Source organism: Streptomyces sp. NPDC093111 (genome assembly GCF_040683955.1).
In the GTDB taxonomy this organism is placed as follows: Bacteria; Actinomycetota; Actinomycetes; order Streptomycetales; family Streptomycetaceae; genus Streptomyces.
Genome location: NZ_JBFBNW010000019.1, coordinates 36,513 through 52,980, shown reverse-complemented (window position 1 = coordinate 52,980; position 16,468 = coordinate 36,513). Strand labels below are relative to the sequence as shown.

General features: G+C 74.0%; 13 protein-coding genes. 5 read left to right on the top strand and 8 right to left on the bottom strand.

Features of this window, described 5'->3' with window-relative positions:
- Nucleotides 1–15: 15 nt before the first annotated feature.
- The 8 genes from pheA to AB0Q96_RS29650 form a co-directional block, all read right to left on the bottom strand.
- Entirely contained in the window at nucleotides 16–960 is a 945-nt protein-coding gene (gene pheA, locus AB0Q96_RS29685) for a prephenate dehydratase (RefSeq protein WP_365330762.1), read from the bottom strand.
- A gap of 15 nt (nucleotides 961–975) precedes the next feature.
- Complete coding sequence (locus AB0Q96_RS29680; RefSeq protein WP_361178899.1) at nucleotides 976–1,380, bottom strand: nuclear transport factor 2 family protein; 405 nt, start codon at nucleotides 1,378–1,380, stop codon at nucleotides 976–978.
- Nucleotides 1,381–1,393: 13 nt separating this feature from the next.
- A complete protein-coding gene (locus tag AB0Q96_RS29675) occupies nucleotides 1,394–2,320 on the bottom strand; it encodes an NAD(P)-dependent oxidoreductase (RefSeq protein WP_365330760.1) in 927 nt (308 codons plus the stop codon).
- A 25-nt stretch (nucleotides 2,321–2,345) separates the two neighbouring features.
- Nucleotides 2,346–5,108 carry a non-ribosomal peptide synthetase gene (locus tag AB0Q96_RS29670; RefSeq protein WP_365330758.1) on the bottom strand — a complete coding sequence of 921 codons (2,763 nt, stop codon included), beginning with the start codon at nucleotides 5,106–5,108 and terminating at the stop codon, nucleotides 2,346–2,348.
- 289 nt (nucleotides 5,109–5,397) lie between these two features.
- Nucleotides 5,398–6,075, bottom strand: coding sequence for a 4'-phosphopantetheinyl transferase superfamily protein (locus AB0Q96_RS29665; protein WP_365330756.1), 678 nt, complete (start codon nucleotides 6,073–6,075; stop codon nucleotides 5,398–5,400).
- Between the two features lie 164 nt (nucleotides 6,076–6,239).
- Complete coding sequence (locus AB0Q96_RS29660) at nucleotides 6,240–7,184, bottom strand: hypothetical protein (RefSeq protein ID WP_365330754.1); 945 nt, start codon at nucleotides 7,182–7,184, stop codon at nucleotides 6,240–6,242.
- 44 nt (nucleotides 7,185–7,228) lie between these two features.
- Complete coding sequence (locus tag AB0Q96_RS29655) at nucleotides 7,229–7,963, bottom strand: response regulator transcription factor (protein WP_365330752.1); 735 nt, start codon at nucleotides 7,961–7,963, stop codon at nucleotides 7,229–7,231.
- A gap of 417 nt (nucleotides 7,964–8,380) precedes the next feature.
- Nucleotides 8,381–9,520 carry a Ku protein gene (locus tag AB0Q96_RS29650; RefSeq protein ID WP_365330751.1) on the bottom strand — a complete coding sequence of 380 codons (1,140 nt, stop codon included), beginning with the start codon at nucleotides 9,518–9,520 and terminating at the stop codon, nucleotides 8,381–8,383.
- Nucleotides 9,521–9,590: 70 nt separating this feature from the next.
- On the opposite strand from AB0Q96_RS29650, the gene ligD reads away from it, so the two are divergent.
- The 5 genes from ligD (at nucleotide 9,591) to AB0Q96_RS29625 (ending at nucleotide 16,428) form a co-directional block, all read left to right on the top strand.
- Nucleotides 9,591–10,475, top strand: coding sequence for a non-homologous end-joining DNA ligase (gene ligD / locus AB0Q96_RS29645; protein ID WP_365330749.1), 885 nt, complete (start codon nucleotides 9,591–9,593; stop codon nucleotides 10,473–10,475).
- Nucleotides 10,476–10,515: 40 nt separating this feature from the next.
- On the top strand, nucleotides 10,516–11,559 hold the full coding sequence (locus AB0Q96_RS29640) for a DNA ligase (RefSeq protein ID WP_365330747.1): 1,044 nt from the start codon (nucleotides 10,516–10,518) through the stop codon (nucleotides 11,557–11,559).
- A gap of 340 nt (nucleotides 11,560–11,899) precedes the next feature.
- Entirely contained in the window at nucleotides 11,900–13,993 is a 2,094-nt protein-coding gene (locus AB0Q96_RS29635; protein ID WP_365330745.1) for a PBS lyase, read from the top strand.
- Between the two features lie 318 nt (nucleotides 13,994–14,311).
- Entirely contained in the window at nucleotides 14,312–15,121 is an 810-nt protein-coding gene (locus AB0Q96_RS29630; protein WP_365330743.1) for a hypothetical protein, read from the top strand.
- Complete coding sequence (locus AB0Q96_RS29625; RefSeq protein ID WP_365330741.1) at nucleotides 15,118–16,428, top strand: HAMP domain-containing sensor histidine kinase; 1,311 nt, start codon at nucleotides 15,118–15,120, stop codon at nucleotides 16,426–16,428. The genes AB0Q96_RS29630 and AB0Q96_RS29625 overlap by 4 nt, the downstream gene beginning before the upstream one ends.
- Nucleotides 16,429–16,468 lie beyond the last annotated feature (40 nt).

The following is a 16,468-nucleotide window of genomic DNA, read 5'->3' as shown; positions in this document are numbered from 1 at the left end:
CGGCCCGAGGCGCCCTCAGGTGCGGGCGCTCGGGGCGAGCTGGTCGGAGCGGAGGCGCTCGCCCGGGTGCCGTTCCGCCTCGGTGGTGCGCACGGCCGCGGGGCGGGGGCGCCACCTCGGGTAGCTCCCCAGGAAGCGGGCCGTCGCGCCCAGGGCGTACAGGCTCGACAGGGCTCCCCGCACCGCCGGGTTCTCCACGTGTCCGTCGACGTCGACGAAGTAGCGGTAGCTGCCGAGGCGTTCGCCGGTGGGCCAGGCGTGGACGCGGCTCACCTCGATGCCGCGGTCGGTGAAGAGGGCGAGGATCGCGGCGAGCCGGGCGGGCCCGCCGTCCTCGGTGGTGACGACCAGGGAGGTGCGGTCGCGGGTGGTGCGGGCGGGCGGGAACCATGCCTCGGAGACCGCGACGAAGCGGGTGACCGCTCCGCCGCGGCGCCCGAGGCCGGCGGCCAGCACCCGCAGGCCGTAGCGCTCGGCGGCCGGCGGGGCGGCGATGGCCGCCACCCCGCCGGCCGGCCGCCGCGCCACCTCGTGCGCGGCGGCGGCCGTGGAGTCGGCGGGCACGGCCCGGGCGCCCGGCAGGTGCTCGTCCAGCCAACCGGCGCACTGGGCGAGCGCGTGCGGGTGGCTGTACACCTCCCGTACGTCGCCCAGGTCCGTGCCGGCCGGTGCCATCAGGGCGAAGGTCACCGGGAGTTCGACCTCGCCGGTGATGTGCAGCCCGGACTCGGCCAGCTGGTCCATGGTGGCGGGCACGACGCCCTTCACCGAGTTCTCCAGCGGGACCACGGCCGTCGCGCAGTCGCCGCGGCGGACCGCGTCCAGGGCCGCGGGGACACTGGGGTAGGGGCGTCGGGGCGGTTCCTCACCGTGGGCGGCGTACGCGGGAAGTCTGCGCAGCGCCGCCTCGGTGAAGGTGCCCTCGGGGCCCAGGAAGGCGTACGCGGTGGCGGATGTCATGGCCGAGGGCGCCCGTCAGCTCTCGATCACCCGGTGGAACGCGACCGTGTCGAAGATGTCCTCCATGCGGACGGCCTTGCCGTCGCGGAACGTCCAGGAGTGGACGAACTGGAGCGTCTCGGTGTGGCCGGTGCGGGAGGTCACGTCGCGGACGCCGAAGACGACGACCCGGTCGCCGTGGTCGAGGAACTCCAGGGGCTGGAGCCGCATCCCGCCGAGGACGGTCGGGACGTGGGCCAGGAAGCCCCGGACCCCGGCGTGGCCGTGCTTGGTGCCGCCGAGGCCGTAGGCGTGCATGCCCTCGGGGTGGATCCACTCCATGTCCTCGGCCATCGTGGCGACGAGCGCGTCGACGTCACGGTCGCGGAAGGCGGCGTAGGCCGCGTGGATCAGGTCCAGGTTGCTGGTGGTGGTGGTCATCGCTCGCCGCTCCTCAGCGCTGCTTCGCGTACTCGGGATACATGGACTCGACCGTGCGGCGGATGCCCTCGCGCCAGTCGACCTTGCACGGGCCGGTGAGCCGCTTCCGCAGCGTCGGGTCGAACTGGTAGGTCTCGCGGGTGACCTCGCTCGGCACCAGCTTGGCCTCGACGCCGGTGAGCTCCTCCAGGTGCCGGACGCAGTCGGTGATGCCGACGGACTCGTCGCCGCCCCAGTTGGTGAGGGTGGCGGGCACGGTCGCCGCGTTCCACAGGTGGGGGACCTGCTCGACGAGGTCGTCGGTGTAGAGCAGGGAGCACCAGTTCTGGCCCTCGACCGGGACCGGGATGGGCTCGCCGGCGAGCATCCGCTTGAAGTAGAGCATCGGGACGCCGCCGTAACCGCCGGGGCCGTACGCGATGTTGAGGCGGGCGATGATCGTGGGCAGGCCGAGGGTCGCGGCGTACGCGCGGACCGCGCCCTCGGTGGCGATCTTGACGACCGGGTAGGCGGGCAGCCAGTCGGCGACGCCGTCGACCGGGTCGTCCTCCCGGTAGGCGTGGTCGAGGGTCTGGCGCTTGTAGAGGGCGCCGGTGGAGACGTACAGGAACGCCTCGGCGGTGCGACAGTGGGTCATCAGGCGGCCGGCGGCCACGGTGTTGACCTCGACCGCCCGGTTGAAGTCGCCGTCCTCGCCGCGGTTCACCGCGGAGTGGATGACGTGGGTGAAGTCCTCGGGCAGGCCCTTGAGGGCGTCCTCGCCCGTGTCGTCCATGTCCCAGCGGAAGGTGGTGATGCCGTGCTCGCGCAGGGCGTCCTCCGAGCCGGGGGTGCCGAAGCGCCCGAGCGCCCAGACCTCGTTGTCCTGGGCGAGCGCCTTGGCGACCGGTCCGGCCACCTGGCCCGTGCCGCCGGTGACCAGGATCTTCTTGCCGTTCATCTGTGCAGTCCCCTTCGATTCGTGCTTACTTGCCGTCGCCGAGCGTCCGGTCGAGCTCCTTGCGGAGGATCGACTGGAAGCCGGCCACGTGCTGCGGGCCCATCAGCGTGTAGTGCTCGCCGGGGACGTCGATGAAGCTGACGTCGTCGGCGTGCTCCTTCCAGCGGCTGAGCTCGTTGTTCAGCCAGTCCTCCTTGGTGCCGCGCAGCGGTATCGCGTAGAAGACGGACATGCCACGGACATGACCGGACGGCGCGTAGCTGCGGCCGAGGTCGGTGAGCCCGTCGGCGAGTTCGGCCCAGGCGGTGAACTTGGCGAGGTCCAGGTCGAGTTCGGCGAGACGTGCCTGCGGCGCGTGCTCGATGAAGTAGGCCAGCTGCTCCTCCTTCGACAGGTGGCCCAGCCGCTTCGGCAGCTCCAGCGACTGCTTCTTGTCGATGAGGGCGAGGAAGAAGGCCAGGTTGGCCGCGGTCTCGACGAAGTCCAGCTCGTCCATGCGGTACTTGATGTGCGGGGGCAGGTTGAAGCTGCCGATGAAGTCGACCCGCTCGCCCTCGGCCTCCAGGACCTTGGCGATCTCGAAGGCGACGGCGCCGCCGTACGAGTAGCCGGCGACGGCGTAGGGGCCGTGCGGCTGCTTCTCGCGGATGGCGGCCACGTAGGTGCTCACCATCTCCTCGAAGCTCTCGAAGGGCTTCTCGCCGGGGTTGAAGCCGCGGGCGCGCAGGGCGTAGAACGGCCGGTCGCCGACGAAGTACTTGGCGAGGTTGACGAAGACGAGGACCTCGCCGACGCCGGGGTGGACACAGAACAGCGGCGTCTTGTCACCGACGACCTGCATCGGCACGATCGGGTCGTACGGGCGGTCCGCCGCCCCGCCGGCCGCGTCCTCGGCGAGCCGGGCGGCCAGCGCGCGGACGGTCGGCGCCATCAGGACGGTGATGATCTGGAGGTCGTTCGCGCCGAGCCGGCGGGCGACCAGGCTGCGCAGCCGCAGGATGTCGAGGGAGGTGCCGCCGAGGTCGAAGAAGTTGGCGGTGGCGCTCAGCTTCGCGGGGTCGGTGTCGAACATCTCGGCGTAGATCCCGGCGAGGACCGTCTCGGTCTCGCCCTCGGGCGCGGTGTAGCCGCCGAGGCGGCGCAGGATCAGGTCGGCGACGGCGTCGGCGGTCTCCGCGTACGCCCCGGCTTCGAGGCGCTTGCGCATGAGCGGGCGCTGGATCTTGCCGAGGCTGGTCTTCGGGAAGGCGTCCTTCGGCAGCGGGAGGATCAGCGAGGGGCGGAAGCCCCAGTGCATGACGACGCTGGCGCGGACCGCGGACAGGACGCGGTAGAGGGCGAGTTCGTCGCCGTCCTCGACCTCGGGGTGGAAGGCGACGACGAGCTGCTCGGTGTCGGAGCCCGGGGCGCGGGTGGGGAAGGCGGCGACGTAGGAGCGGGCGACGTCGTCGAGCTCCTGGAGCAGGGTCTCGACGTCGTGGCTGAAGTAGTTGACGCCGTTGACGATGATGCTGTCCTTGCTGCGGCCGACGAGGGTGAGGCGTCCGTCGTCGATCCGGCCCAGGTCACCGCTGCGGAACCAGCCGTCGGCCGTGAAGGCGTCCTTCGTGGCCTGCTCGTTGTTGTGGTAGCCGGGCGTGATCATCGGGCCGATGAGCTGGAGCTCGCCGGTCCGCCCCTCCCCCAGCGGCCGGTCCTGCTCGTCGGCGACGCGGATCCGCAGGCCGTCGACGGGGCGCCCGAGGTTGGCGAACTCCTGGCCCTGGTCGGAGGCGGGGAACTCGCGGGAGTAGATGGACCCGGCGCAGGTCTCGGTCATGCCGAACGCGGGCCACAGGGTGTCGCCCTTGAGGCCGTGCGGCGCGAAGTGGGCCAGGAACGCCTCGCCGGTGGTGCGGACGACGGCCTCGCCGCCGCTGATGATGTGCCGCAGCTTCGACAGGTCGACGGGGCCGTGCTCGTCGAGCCGGTCGGCGGAGGCGTTGAGCAGCCCGAGCAGGAAGTTCGGGGTGAAGGTCATCGTGACGCCGTAGCGGGAGACCAGCCGCAGGAAGTCCAGCGGCTCGCCGAGGACGACGGCGGCCTCGACGTGCAGCTGGGTGGCGCCGACCGAGAGCGGCAGCAGGTGGCACTCCAGGAGCGCGGCGACGTGGTCGAAGGAGACCCAGTTGAGCGAGATGTCCTCGGGACCGATGTGGTGGGCGGTGTTCTTGCCCGCCATGGAGGCGATCAGGTTGGCGTGGGTGAGGCGGACGGCCTTGGAGTTGCCGGTGGAGCCGGAGGTGAGGACGAGCAGCGCGGTGTCCTCGGGCGCGGCCTCGTGCAGCAGGTCGGCGGGCTCGGTCCCGTACAGGGTGTCCAGGGCGGTGACGGCGAGGCCGTCGACGCGGGGCAGCTCGGCGGCCAGGCTGTCGTTGGTGACGACCAGCGGCCCGTCGAGCAGGGTGTGGACGTGGCCGAGCTGGGCGGCCCAGCGCTCCGGGTCGCCGCCGAGCGGGGCCATCGGGACCGGCACGTAGCCGCCGAGGAGGCAGGCCCAGAAGGCGGTGAGGAACTCCTGCGGGCGCTCCAGGAGCAGGACGACCTTGTCCTGCGGGGCGAGCCCGCGGGCGCGCAGGCCGGTGAGGACCCGGCGGGCCTCGTGCACGAGCTCCGGGTACGTCTGGAGCCGCGCGGCGGCGGCGCCGGCGTCGCCCTCGTGGTGGAGGACGCCGGAGCCGGGGTGGGCCTCCGCGGCCTGGAGCAGCAGGTCCGCGACGGTCCGGGTCGATGGGATGGCCACGGTCATGGCGATGTCCTCTCTCTGGTGTGCGGTGGGTGGTGCGGTGTCCCCGTGGAGGGGTTCGCGACGGGTGCCGGAACACGGCCGCCGCCGGCTGCGGGATGGGCAGCACGACGGCGACGGAGACGGCGTGGGGGCGGCCGGGGGACGGTGGATCCGGCCGGGCGGGCCGCGCGGTGGAGACAGCGCACCGACCTTCGCGTCCAGCTTCTTCGGACGGGCGCCGGCGTTCAATGGGGCTTGTGTCAGAGCTGTGTCGGGTTTCTCAAATCCCGGTCGGACTGTGCGGGTTCTCTCACAGCTCGGTCAGGGACGGCACGTGGTGCGCCACCGGGGGCCGGGTGTCGGGGCGGGGCGCGCGCAGGGCGACGGCGGCGTGGTGGCGGGGCCCGCAGGGCAGGTCGTCCACGGTCCAGCCGGCCGGGTCGGCGGCCAGGTCGTCGAGGGTGCTGTCGCGGCCGAGACCGGTGCCGAGGCCCTTCAGGTACGCCTCCTTGCGGGCCCAGACCCGGCCGAACGCGGCGGCCCGCCGGGCGGGGTCGGTCTCGGTCGCGAGGGCGGCGCGTTCGGCGGGGTGGAGGGCCGGCAGCAGTCCGGTCACGTCCTCGGGCGCGGGGCGCAGCTGGGCGTCGGCGCCGACGGGGACGGGGGCGGTGGCGACGAGGACCAGGCCCTGGGTGTGCGAGAGGGAGAAGTGCACCGGCGGTTCGGGGACGGCGAGCACCGGCCGGCCGTGCGCGGCCCCGCAGCACGGGCAGGGCTCGCGGGCGAACACCAGCTCCTCGGGGCGGGCGCCGAGCCGCCGGGCGAGGAGCGTGCGCAGGGCGAGGTGCGCGACGGTGTACAGCCTGCGGTCGGAGGCCCGTACGAACGAGGCGGCGCGCTGCCGCTCGTGGGCGTCGAGGGCGGTGGTGTCGAGCACGTCGGCGGACGCGACGGGGTCCACCTCAAGGAACCAGGCTTCGGCCTGCATCGGGCGCGATCTCCTCGGAAACGGCCCCGCCCCGCCGTCCGGACGGGAGCCGGGGCGGGGCGGGGCGGGGTTGGGCTGGGTCGGGCGGCGTTGGGCGGGGCGGGGTTGGTGGACGTGGGCCTGCGGTGGGTACCGGGGGTACCCGGGGGCGGCCGCCCTCCCGGTCACTTCATCGCGGGAGTGCGGGGCCGGCGACCGCTGAAGCTGCCGTGGACGTCGCTCTCCGCGTAGTACGTGCGGCCGCACCGGTTGCGTCTGCGCCAGCGCTGTTCGCTGGCCAGCCGGTACACGGTGCCGGTGGGCGCGCCCCACAGGTCCGCGATGTCCCGGGCGGTGAGCCAGCGCTCGACCGGTTCGGGCGCGGGCGGCGCGGCCTGGGCGGGGACCTGTGGCGCGCTCTGGGCCTGACCCAGTGCCGTCCCTTGGGCGGGCACCCGTGCCGCGCCCTGGGCCGGCACCCGCTGGCCGGGCATGGCGCGGCGCAGGCGGGTCCACTCGTGGCTCGCCCACTGGTGGGCCGGGTCCGCGTCGCACAGGATGCGGCGGGTGCCGCCGACGACCGCGAGCCCGCCCGTACAGCCGGGTTCCACGCAGGGGCCGACCGGGAGGTGGCGCACGGGTTCGCGGGCCACCCGGCGGGCGGCGCCGACCAGCCGGTCCAGCTCGCGGGTGGCGTCCGCGACGGCGGGGTGGGCGGCCAGCCACTCGGCGCTGCGCAGCAGGAAGGCCGCCAGGTGGACGGGGGTGCGCCGGGGTGCGGGGAAGCCCCGCTCGTCGGCGACGAGTCCGCTCCAGGAGCCGAGGGTGGCGACGATCGCCGAACGTACCTCGGCCGCCGGGCCGTTGAGCGGGATCCCGGCGGGTCTGCCGCCGGTGCCGCGCCGTTCGCCGGACCCGCGCGCCGGTCCGGCGCCGCCGAGCACCCGCTCGCACGCGGCGTAGAGACCGGGAAGTTCTTCGAGGGCCGCGACCAGCCGGCCCAGACATGGGGGGCAGAGCCGGAGGTCCGGCCGTACCCGTCGTTTGCCGCCGCCGTCGACGGCGCTCCGCCTGCAGTCCTCGCCCACGCACACGGCCCGCGGGGGCAGGTGCGTCGCCGGGTGAGCCATTTTCCGATTCTCCGTGTTCCGAAACCGTGCGCCGACGCTGCTTATTACACTTTGCCGAGTTTGAATCCGACACCGCGAATGGTGACGATCCAGTCCCGACAGCCGAGCTTGTTGCGGAGGCTGCTCACGTGCGTGTCAACGGTTCTACGGGACCAGGAATCTCCCCATATCTGCTGCATGAGCCTTTTGCGGGGGACGACGTTTCCGGGATTGGAGGCGAGCAGGTAAAGGACGTCGAACTCTTTTCTGGTGACGTCGATCTGCTTTCCGTGGAGGCTGACCTGACGGGCTCCGGCGTCAATGCGGAGCGGGCCCTGGTCGATGACGTCCACGACGCGCGGCCGGGGCCTGGCCCGGCGCATGACGGCCTGCATGCGGGCCATGAGCTCGCGGAATCCGTACGGCTTGACCATGTAGTCGTCGGCGCCGGCCTGGAGGCCGAGGACCCGGTCGAGTTCGGAGCCGCGGGCGGTCACGGCGATGATCGGGGTGTCTCCGGCGGCGCGGATCGCCCGGCAGACCTCGAGACCGTCGAGGTCGGGCAGTTCGAGATCGATCAGGACCAGGTCGGCCGAGGTGTAGACCTGGAGCGCGGCGCCGCCGGTCTCGACGGTGGACACCTGGTGACCGTGGCGGCGCAGGCCCGTCACGAGCGACTCGGCGTACCGGAGCTCGCTCTCCACGACGAGGATGCGCCAGCTGTCGCTGCCGACGGAATCACGGTCGATATAAAAGTCGGGTATCAGAGGTTTCGGTTTCTCCTGCGTACGCTGACTCATCGTCTCCCCCTAGACTGTTGTCCAACGAGTCTAAAAACCACCGCTTCGCTTTGTCAAAGATCGACGCCGTAAACGGGCTGTGTCTGCGAAGTAAAGGGGAACATTGAATTCCGGTTACATTTTCCGGACCTTTTTTGATCCCCGAGGATACACCGGCCCCATGTACGGCCCGTGGCGGCCGAAGCATTCCGGACACACCGACCCCACCCCGGCCGGGCCGTCAGCAGGTCGGGGCGGCCCCCGGCCAGCGCGCTTCGCGACCGAAAACAGTCAGGAACACGCGTGTGCGCTACCCACAGACGTGTACGCGAGACCCCTCGACCACATATCGAGACGCGGCCGGGACTTCATGGCGAATTCTTTACCCGCGCCCTCATTCGGGATGTGGCTGGGGTCACTTCCGGCCACCCCGCCGGATCACGCGGAGCGCTTGCGGGGGGCCGCCTTCTTCGCCTGCCGCTTCGACGCGGCGGCGCTCTTGGCCGGGGCCTTGGCGGCCGACTTGGCAGGGGACTTCGCGGTGCTCTTGGCGGCACCCCCGGCCGCGCTCCCGGACGTGTCCTTCGCGGCGGTTCCGCCGGACGCCGCCCTGGAGGTCGACTTGCGGGCCGGTGGTGCCGCCGTCTTCTTCGCCGCCGTCCGCGCCGTGGACTTCTTCGCACCCGTCTCCTTGGGCGCGGCGGGCGCCCGGGCCGCCTTCTTGCGCGGCTTGAGCTCGGTCACCTCGGCGACCTTCTCGGCGGCCGCCGCCCCGCCCGTCGCCGCGGCCCCCTCGCCCCGGGCCTCCTTGGCCGCGCGGACGCTGCTCTCCAGGGCCGCCATCAGGTCGATGACCTGTCCGCCGCCCTCCGCCTCGGGCTCGGCGGGCCCCAGGGCCGCGCCGCCCTCGGCCTTCGCCGCGATCATCTCCTCCACGGCCTCCCGGTAGTCGTCGTGCAGGCCGGTGATGTCGACCTCGCCCAGGGTGGCCATCAGGGCGTCTGCCAGGTCGAGTTCGGCGTCCCGCACCGTGACGGGGGTCTCGGGGGCGACCCCCTCGGGGGCCCGGATCTCGTCCGGCCAGAGCAGTCCGTGCATGGCGATCACGTCGTCGACCACCCGCAGCATCCCGAGCCGCTCGCGCCCGCGCAGCGCGTACTTCGCCACCGCCACCTTGTCGCTGCGCTTCAGCGCCTCGCGCAGCAGGGTGTACGGCTTGGCGGCCGGGACCCCGTTCGCGGAGAGGTAGTACGCGGCGTCCATCTGGAGCGGGTCGATCTCCCCCGCCGGGACGAAGGCCACGATCTCGATGGTCTTCGCCGTCGGGAGCGGCAGGGCGGCCAGGTCCTCGTCGGTGATCGGGATCATGGACCCGTCGGCGTCCTCGTACGCCTTGCCGATCTCCGCCGCGGAGACCTCCTCGCCGTCGAGCTCGCACACCTTGCGGTAGCGGACCCGGCCGCCGTCCTCCAGGTGGATCTGGCGGAAGGAGACCGACCGGCTCTCGGTGGCGTTCACCAGCTTGATCGGGATGCTGACCAGCCCGAAGGATATGGCGCCGTTCCAGATGGATCGCACGTTTCATCACCTTTCGAGCCGATTGACCTTGATCGCCCCGTGGAGTCGGGAATCATGGGATTCTCATCGTATGACGCCCATCACAGAGGTGGAGGGGCGGCGGCTGGCGCTCAGCAACCTGGACAAGGTCCTCCACCCCGCCACCGGCACCACCAAGGGCGAGCTGCTGCACTACTACGCCACCGTCGGGGCCGCGATCCTGCCCCATCTGCGCGACCGCCCGGTCTCCTTCCTGCGCTACCCGGACGGCCCCGACGGCCAGCTCTTCTTCACCAAGAACCCGCCGCCCGGCACCCCCGCCTGGGTGAGGACCACCCCCGTGCCCCGCTCCGAGGACCCGAGGGCCCGGCAGGTGATGGTCCAGGACCTGGCCTCGCTGATGTGGGCGGCCAACCTGGTCGTCGAGTTCCACACGCCCCAGTGGCGGGAGGGCTCCCCGGCCGTCGCCGACCGGCTCGTCCTCGACCTCGACCCGGGGCCGCCCGCGAGCGTCGTCGAGTGCTGCCTGGTCGCCCGCCACCTGCGGGAACGCCTCGCGGCCGACGGTCTCACCGCGTACCCGAAGACCTCCGGCGCCAAGGGCCTGCACCTGCTCGTCCCGCTGGAGCCGACCCCGTCCGAGCAGGTCTCCGCGTACGCCCGCAGGCTCGCCGTCGAGGCGGAGGCCGAGCTCCCCCGGCTGGTCGTCCACCGCATGGCCAAGGCGCTGCGGCGGGGCAAGGTCTTCGTCGACCACAGCCAGAACGCCGCCGCGAAGACCACCGCCACGCCCTACACGCTGCGGGCCCGCCCGCTCCCCGCCGTCTCCGCGCCGGTCACCTGGGCGGAGGTCGAGACCTGCACCTCCCCCGACCGGCTCGTCCTGCTCCTGGACGACATCGCCCCGCGCCTGGAGCGGTACGGGGAGCTGCTCGCCCCGCTCTTCGACCCGGCCGCGGCCGGAGCGCTGCCGTGAGCGGCGACGGGGCCGGCGCCCGCACCCCCGAAGGAGCGCCATGACCACGGACCGGACCCCCGACCCCGCCGTCGTGCTCCGCCCGCCCCTCGACGTGATGCGCCCGCGGTCCGCCGACGAGCTCCCCGCGCAGGGCAGCGTCCCCGGCGGCCTCCAGTACTCCCTCAAGCTGGACGGCTTCCGCGCCCTCGCCTTCGTCCTCGACGGGGGCCGGGTCCTCCTCCAGTCCCGGGCCCGCCGCGACCTCTCCCCCGAGTTCCCGGCCGTCGCCGCGTACCTGGGCGAGCGGCTGCCGCCGGGCGTCGTCCTGGACGGCGAGCTCTGCGCGTACCGCGAGGGGCGGCTGAGCTTCACCGACCTGCTCCGCTCGCACCGGGAGCGCGAGCGGGCCGGCGTCCCCGTCTCGTACATCGCCTTCGACCTGCTCGCCCTGCCCGGCCACGACCTGCGGGCCCGGCCCCTGCGGGAGCGCTGGGAACTGCTCGGCGCGGCCCTCGCCGGGACCGGCCCGCCGCTCCAGCGGGTGCTCGCGACCGAGGACGAGGACACCGCGCGGGAGTGGTTCGGCAGTCTGCGGGGGACGGGCGTCGAGGGGATCGTGGCCAAGGCCTGGACCTCGGCGTACCGGCCCGGCGGCACCTGGTCCTGGCGGAAGGTGCGGTACGCGGACACCCAGGACGCCGTCCTGGCCGGCGTCTTCGGGCCGCCCGACCGCCCGCACGCCGTGCTCGTCCGGCTGCCCGACGGGCGCACCCTGCGCACCAGCCCCCGGCTGACCGCGCCGCAGGCCCGCGAGGTCGCCGAGCTGACGGCGGGGCTCCTCGCGGGACCGATGGCCGACCCGGAGCACGGCACGGTGCGCCCGCTGACCGCGCACCTGCCCGTCGAGCTGCGCATGCCGGCGGGCCGCCAGGACACCGCGCGCTTCGTCCGGGTAAGGGAGCCCGGGCGGGACGGGGCAGGGGAGCCGGACGGCGGCGCCGGCCCTGACTCCGGCTCCGGTCACGGCCCCGACCCCGGCCCTGAATCCGGCCCCGCCCCCGACTCCGGCTCCGGTCAAGCCACGAACGAGCCCACTGGCTGATTCCCCCGCCTGTCCCGTCCCCCTCCCCCGGCGCTCCGTTCAGGACAAACTCAGCAAACGCCGCCGCGGCCGCCCGACGGCCCACCCGGTGCGGAACAGGGCCGGTCGGCCGTCGGTGGGTACGGGTATGGACCGGGTGCGGGGGCCTCGTGAGGGTCCTGAGGGGGTCCGGGAGGGGTACCGCGGGGCTCCGGCGGGGTGACGGGCGTTCCGCCGGGTGGCGCAAAGCGAGCGGCCGCGCGGGGGTTCGCCGAGAGCGTCCGGCAGGCGGGCCCTCGTTATCGGCACGTTGGTGCACACTTGCTGCCTGGTACAGCGCTCACGGGGAAGGCGGCCTGGCATGCTGACGGGGATCGAGGAGGTCGACTGGGCCTCGCTGGGGCACGCGTACGGCCCGGCGGACGATGTGCCGGAGCTGCTCCGCGGACTCGCCTCCGCCGATCCCGCGGAGCGGGAGAACGCGATCGACGGCATGTACGGGGCGGTCCACCACCAGGGCGACGTGTACGACTCGACGCTCGCCTGCATTCCCTTCCTGCTCGAACTCGTCGCCGACCCCGAGGTCCAGGACCGGGGCTGCATCGTCGAACTGCTGACCAGCATCGGCGGCATCGACCTCGGAGACGACGAGGAGCTCGCCGAACTCGACGCGGAGGACGAGGACTTCATACCGGCGGCGAACTTCGCGATGGCCGCCGCCGCCATCGCCGCCGGGGCCGACGTCTTCCTCGGCCTGGTCTGCGACCCCGACCCCGAGGTGCGGATCGCGGCCCCGTGCGCCCTCGCCTCGCTGCACCCCGACCCCGTGCGGGTGCTCGGCCTGCTGCGGGAGCGGCTGACCGTGGAGCGGGACACCGAGGTGCGGCTGGCCCTGGTCGCCGCCGTCGGCCGGCTCGCGCTGCGGCACGAGACGCTGCGCGCGGAGACCGCGGACTGGCTGGCCTGGCTCTCGCGCGCCGCGCAGGCGCCCGGGCTGCGGCTCGCCGCCCTCGCCCAGCTGGCCCGGGTAGCGCCGGCCGAGATCCCGCACGACGTGGTGGAGCGCGTCACCGTCCTCCTCGACGAGGTGCGCACCGCGCCGGGCGAGCCGGCCGGGGAGACCCCGCGGGCGGCCACGCCGACCCTCATCGGGCAGGTCCGCGAGCTCCTGGAGGAGCACTCGGCGGGCCGCCCCACGCCGTGGACCGAGGAGCTGCTGCGCACCCTGCACACGGCCCTCGACGACCGGGTCGACGACCGCATCGCGCTCATCCTGGCCCAGCTCCGCAGCCCCGACTGGGGGCAGCGTTCGGACGCGATCTGGCTGTGTGGCGCCCTGATACGGGTGTGGCGAGGGCGGTACGAGGAGGTGGTCCGGCTCGTCGGCGCGCAGCTGAGCGACCCGGAGCCGCGGCTGCGCGAGGCCGCGACCTCCTTCCTGGAGCGCCTCTTCGAGCTGGCGGGCCCCTCGGCGGACGCGCTGGCGGTCCGGCTCTCCGCCGCCCCTCAGGGTCCGCTGGGCCTGCCGGGTCCGGGGGCGCGGGCCGGGCGGGGCGGAGCCCTGCTCGCCCTGGCGCGCTGCGGGGACGCGCGGGCGATCCCGCTGCTCGCGCGGGCCCTGGAGGAGGGCGAGGTGCGGCGCGAGCTGCTGTACGCGGTGAAGGCGCTGGGCCCGGCGGCGCTGCCGCTCGCCCCGGCGCTGCGGCGCAGGCTGGCCGAGGTGGAGCTGGACGAGCTCCTGTACGACCGGGCGGCGCCGCTGCTGTGCGCGCTGGGCGCGGTCCGGGGCGTCCAGGCGCTGCCGGAGGTGCTGCGGGTGCTGCGCGGGGCGCCGCCGAACCGGCGGGACTGGGTGCGGGAGGCCTGCCTGCGGACGCTGGCGGCGTTCGGACCCGCGGCCCGGGGGGAGGCGCTGGAGGACGCGCGGGCGCTGCTCGGCGCCGAGTCGGCGGCGGTGTCCTCGATGGCGGCGCAGGCCGTGTGGGCGCTGGACGGCTCGCCGGCGGAGGCCCTGGAGGCCCTGGAGCGCTGGCTGCGGCCGGGCGCCTCGGGCGCGGAGTGGTGCGCGGCGGCGCGGGCGCTGGGCGCGATCGGCCCGGCGGCGGCCGGTGCGGCCCCGGCGCTGCGGGCCGGGCTCGGGGCGCGGGACCTGTGGGTGCGGGTGCGTTCGGCGGCGGCGCTGTGGCGCGTGTCGGGCGACGCGGAGACGGTGCTGCCGGTGCTGCTCTCGGCCTGGGAGGAGAACCGGCACACGCGGGTGACGGTGGCCGAGTGCCTGGCGGAGATGGGTCCGGCGGCGGCGGAGGCGGAGTTCGCGATCCGTACCGAGCTGGCCCGAAGACACCGCCACAACGCGCGCGAGGACGGTGCGGGCTCGCACGACGTGCACGACGACGAGAAACTGCTCACGCTGTGCCGGGCGGCGCTGGCCCGGATGGAGCGGCACCGGATGTGACGGCGGGGGCGGGGGCCGGCACGTCGGCGGGGGTGCGGCCGGGACGTTCGCGGAGCCGCTACGGAACGTGACGCCCCTCGGGGCGGGGCCCTTGATCGAAGTCCGAAGGGCGGACGGTGCCGGGCCCGGTTCGCGGTCCGTGCGGTACAACGGGTAGACAAAAAGGACTTCCCTACGAATAAGGTCTATGGGAAGACCGACCTCCCCGAGCCCCGCCTCCGCGCAAGCGGGGGCCCGTCCGGGACGGGCACCCCACCCCCGACATCATCGTCATCACTGTCCTCACCGACCCGGTGAAGTGAGACGCGAAGGAACAGCGTGACACCGCGCGGAGTGCAGCTCATCGGCGCCGTGGCCGTCCCGGCCGCGGTGCTGTTCGGCGCGCTCGCCCTGGCCGGCTGCGGCAACCAGGGCGAACTGAAGAGCGCGGGCCCCACCCCCACCGCCGTGGGGCCGGTCCGGCTCTGGCCCGACCTGCCGCCGGCCACGAACCCGCCGATCGACTACGGCGAGTCCGACACCGAGCGGGTCCCCGGCGTCGACGTCCCCGACAACGACGTCCACTCCGTCGACCCGGTGGCGGTCGTCCAGGCCGAGGTCCGCGCCCACGGCGACGCCCGCAGCGGCGCGGACGGGCTGTACGAGCAGACGGCCCGGGCGATCGGCGCCTGCGCCACCGACCGGAAGGACTGCCCGGTCCTCACCCCGTACTACCGCGATCTCACCGGCAACGGGCGCGACGAGCTGATCGTCGGCATCCGGATGCCCGACCAGCAGCTCGGCGTGCGGGTCTACCTCGCCGAGAACGGCGGGCTGACCCGGATCATGTCCACCGTCGACCAGGTGGTCAACGTGGAGCTGGCCGGCCGGGACCTGATCATGCGGGTCAGCTCGGCGGGCATCCCGGGCTACGAGTACCGGACCGCCTGGTCCTGGGACGAGCAGCAGCGCACGATGCTGCCCGCGCGGGACGAGATCGTCCGGGTCAAGCCGCCGGGCCGCGGGACCTCGGTCGTCCCGGCGCCCGCGTTCGTCAGCCCCAGCGCCACCCCGCGCCCGGTCGCGCCGCCGTCCGCCGCGCCCGGGGCCGGGCGGGCCGACACGGCCCCGCCCGAGGTGAGCCAGTGAGGCGACCCCGGCTGCCCGCCTGGACCGCGACGCTCACCTGGAAGGCCGCGGTCTTCATCACCGTCATGTGCTGCGCGCTCGCGGCGCTCCTCGGCGTGCTCGTCCACGTGTCGGTGGCGAGCCAGACGGTCAAGGACTTCCGCGACAAGGCGCTCGGCCGGCTCGACGAGGTCGGCCGGCTGTACGAGTCGGGCGAGCCGCTCCCCCGCTTCGCCGGGGTCGACCCGGCCGGGCTGCCCCCCTCGCTGCGGGCGCTCGCGCTGCGCGGCGACCGGGGCACGATGGTCACCGAGTACCTGGGGCGGCCGACGATGTGGGCGGCGGGTCCGGCGGACGGCAGGGCCCTCGCCGTCCGCGTGGACTACACGGCCGGCGCGGCCACCATCGACGGCCTGGACCGCTCGATCCTCGGCTCCTCCGTGCTCGCCATCGGCGCCACCCTGCTCGTCGGCGCCTTCGCCGTCACCCGGATCACCCGGCGGCTGCACCTGACCGCGCAGGTGGCCCGGCGGATCAGCGCCGGCGACCTCGACGCGCGCGTCAACGACCCCCGTACCGCCGACCCTTCACGCCCCCAGGACGAGGTGGCCACGGTCTCCGGGGCGCTCGACACCATGGCCTCCTCGCTCCAGCGCAAGCTCCAGACCGAGCAGCGCTTCACCGCCGACGTGGCGCACGAGCTGCGCACCCCGCTGACCGGCCTGTCCGCCGCGGCCGAACTGCTGCCCGAGGGGCGCCCGTCGGAGCTGGTGCGGGACCGGGTGAAGGCGATGCGCGGGCTCACCGAGGACCTGCTGGAGATCTCCCGGCTCGACGCGGGCACCGAGACCGTCGACCTCGCCGTGCACGACCTCGGCCCGCTCGCCGAGCGGGTGGTGCGCCACTCCGGCACGGCGACCGAGGTGCGGATCGCCCGGGACGCGACGGTGGAGACGGACAAGCGGCGCCTGGAGCGGGTGCTGGGCAACCTGGTCGCCAACGCGCACCGGCACGGGCTGCCGCCGGTGGTGCTGAGCGTGGACGGGCCGGTGGTGACGGTACGGGACCACGGCCCCGGGTATCCGGAGTACCTGCTGGCCGCGGGCCCGCAGCGGTTCCGCACGGAGAGCGGCGGCAAGGGCCACGGCCTCGGCCTGACGATCGCGGTGGGGCAGGCCGAGGTGATCGGCGCGGAGCTGGTGTTCGCCGACGCTCCGGACGGCGGGGCGGTCGCCCGGCTGACGCTCCCGGAGTACGTGCCGTTCACGGACCCCGACGGCGGGCCGGACACCCCCGGGACCGCGGACCCCCGGCCCCGGGGGAACTGACGCCCGCCCGACGGCACACCGTCACACAAAAGGGACATAC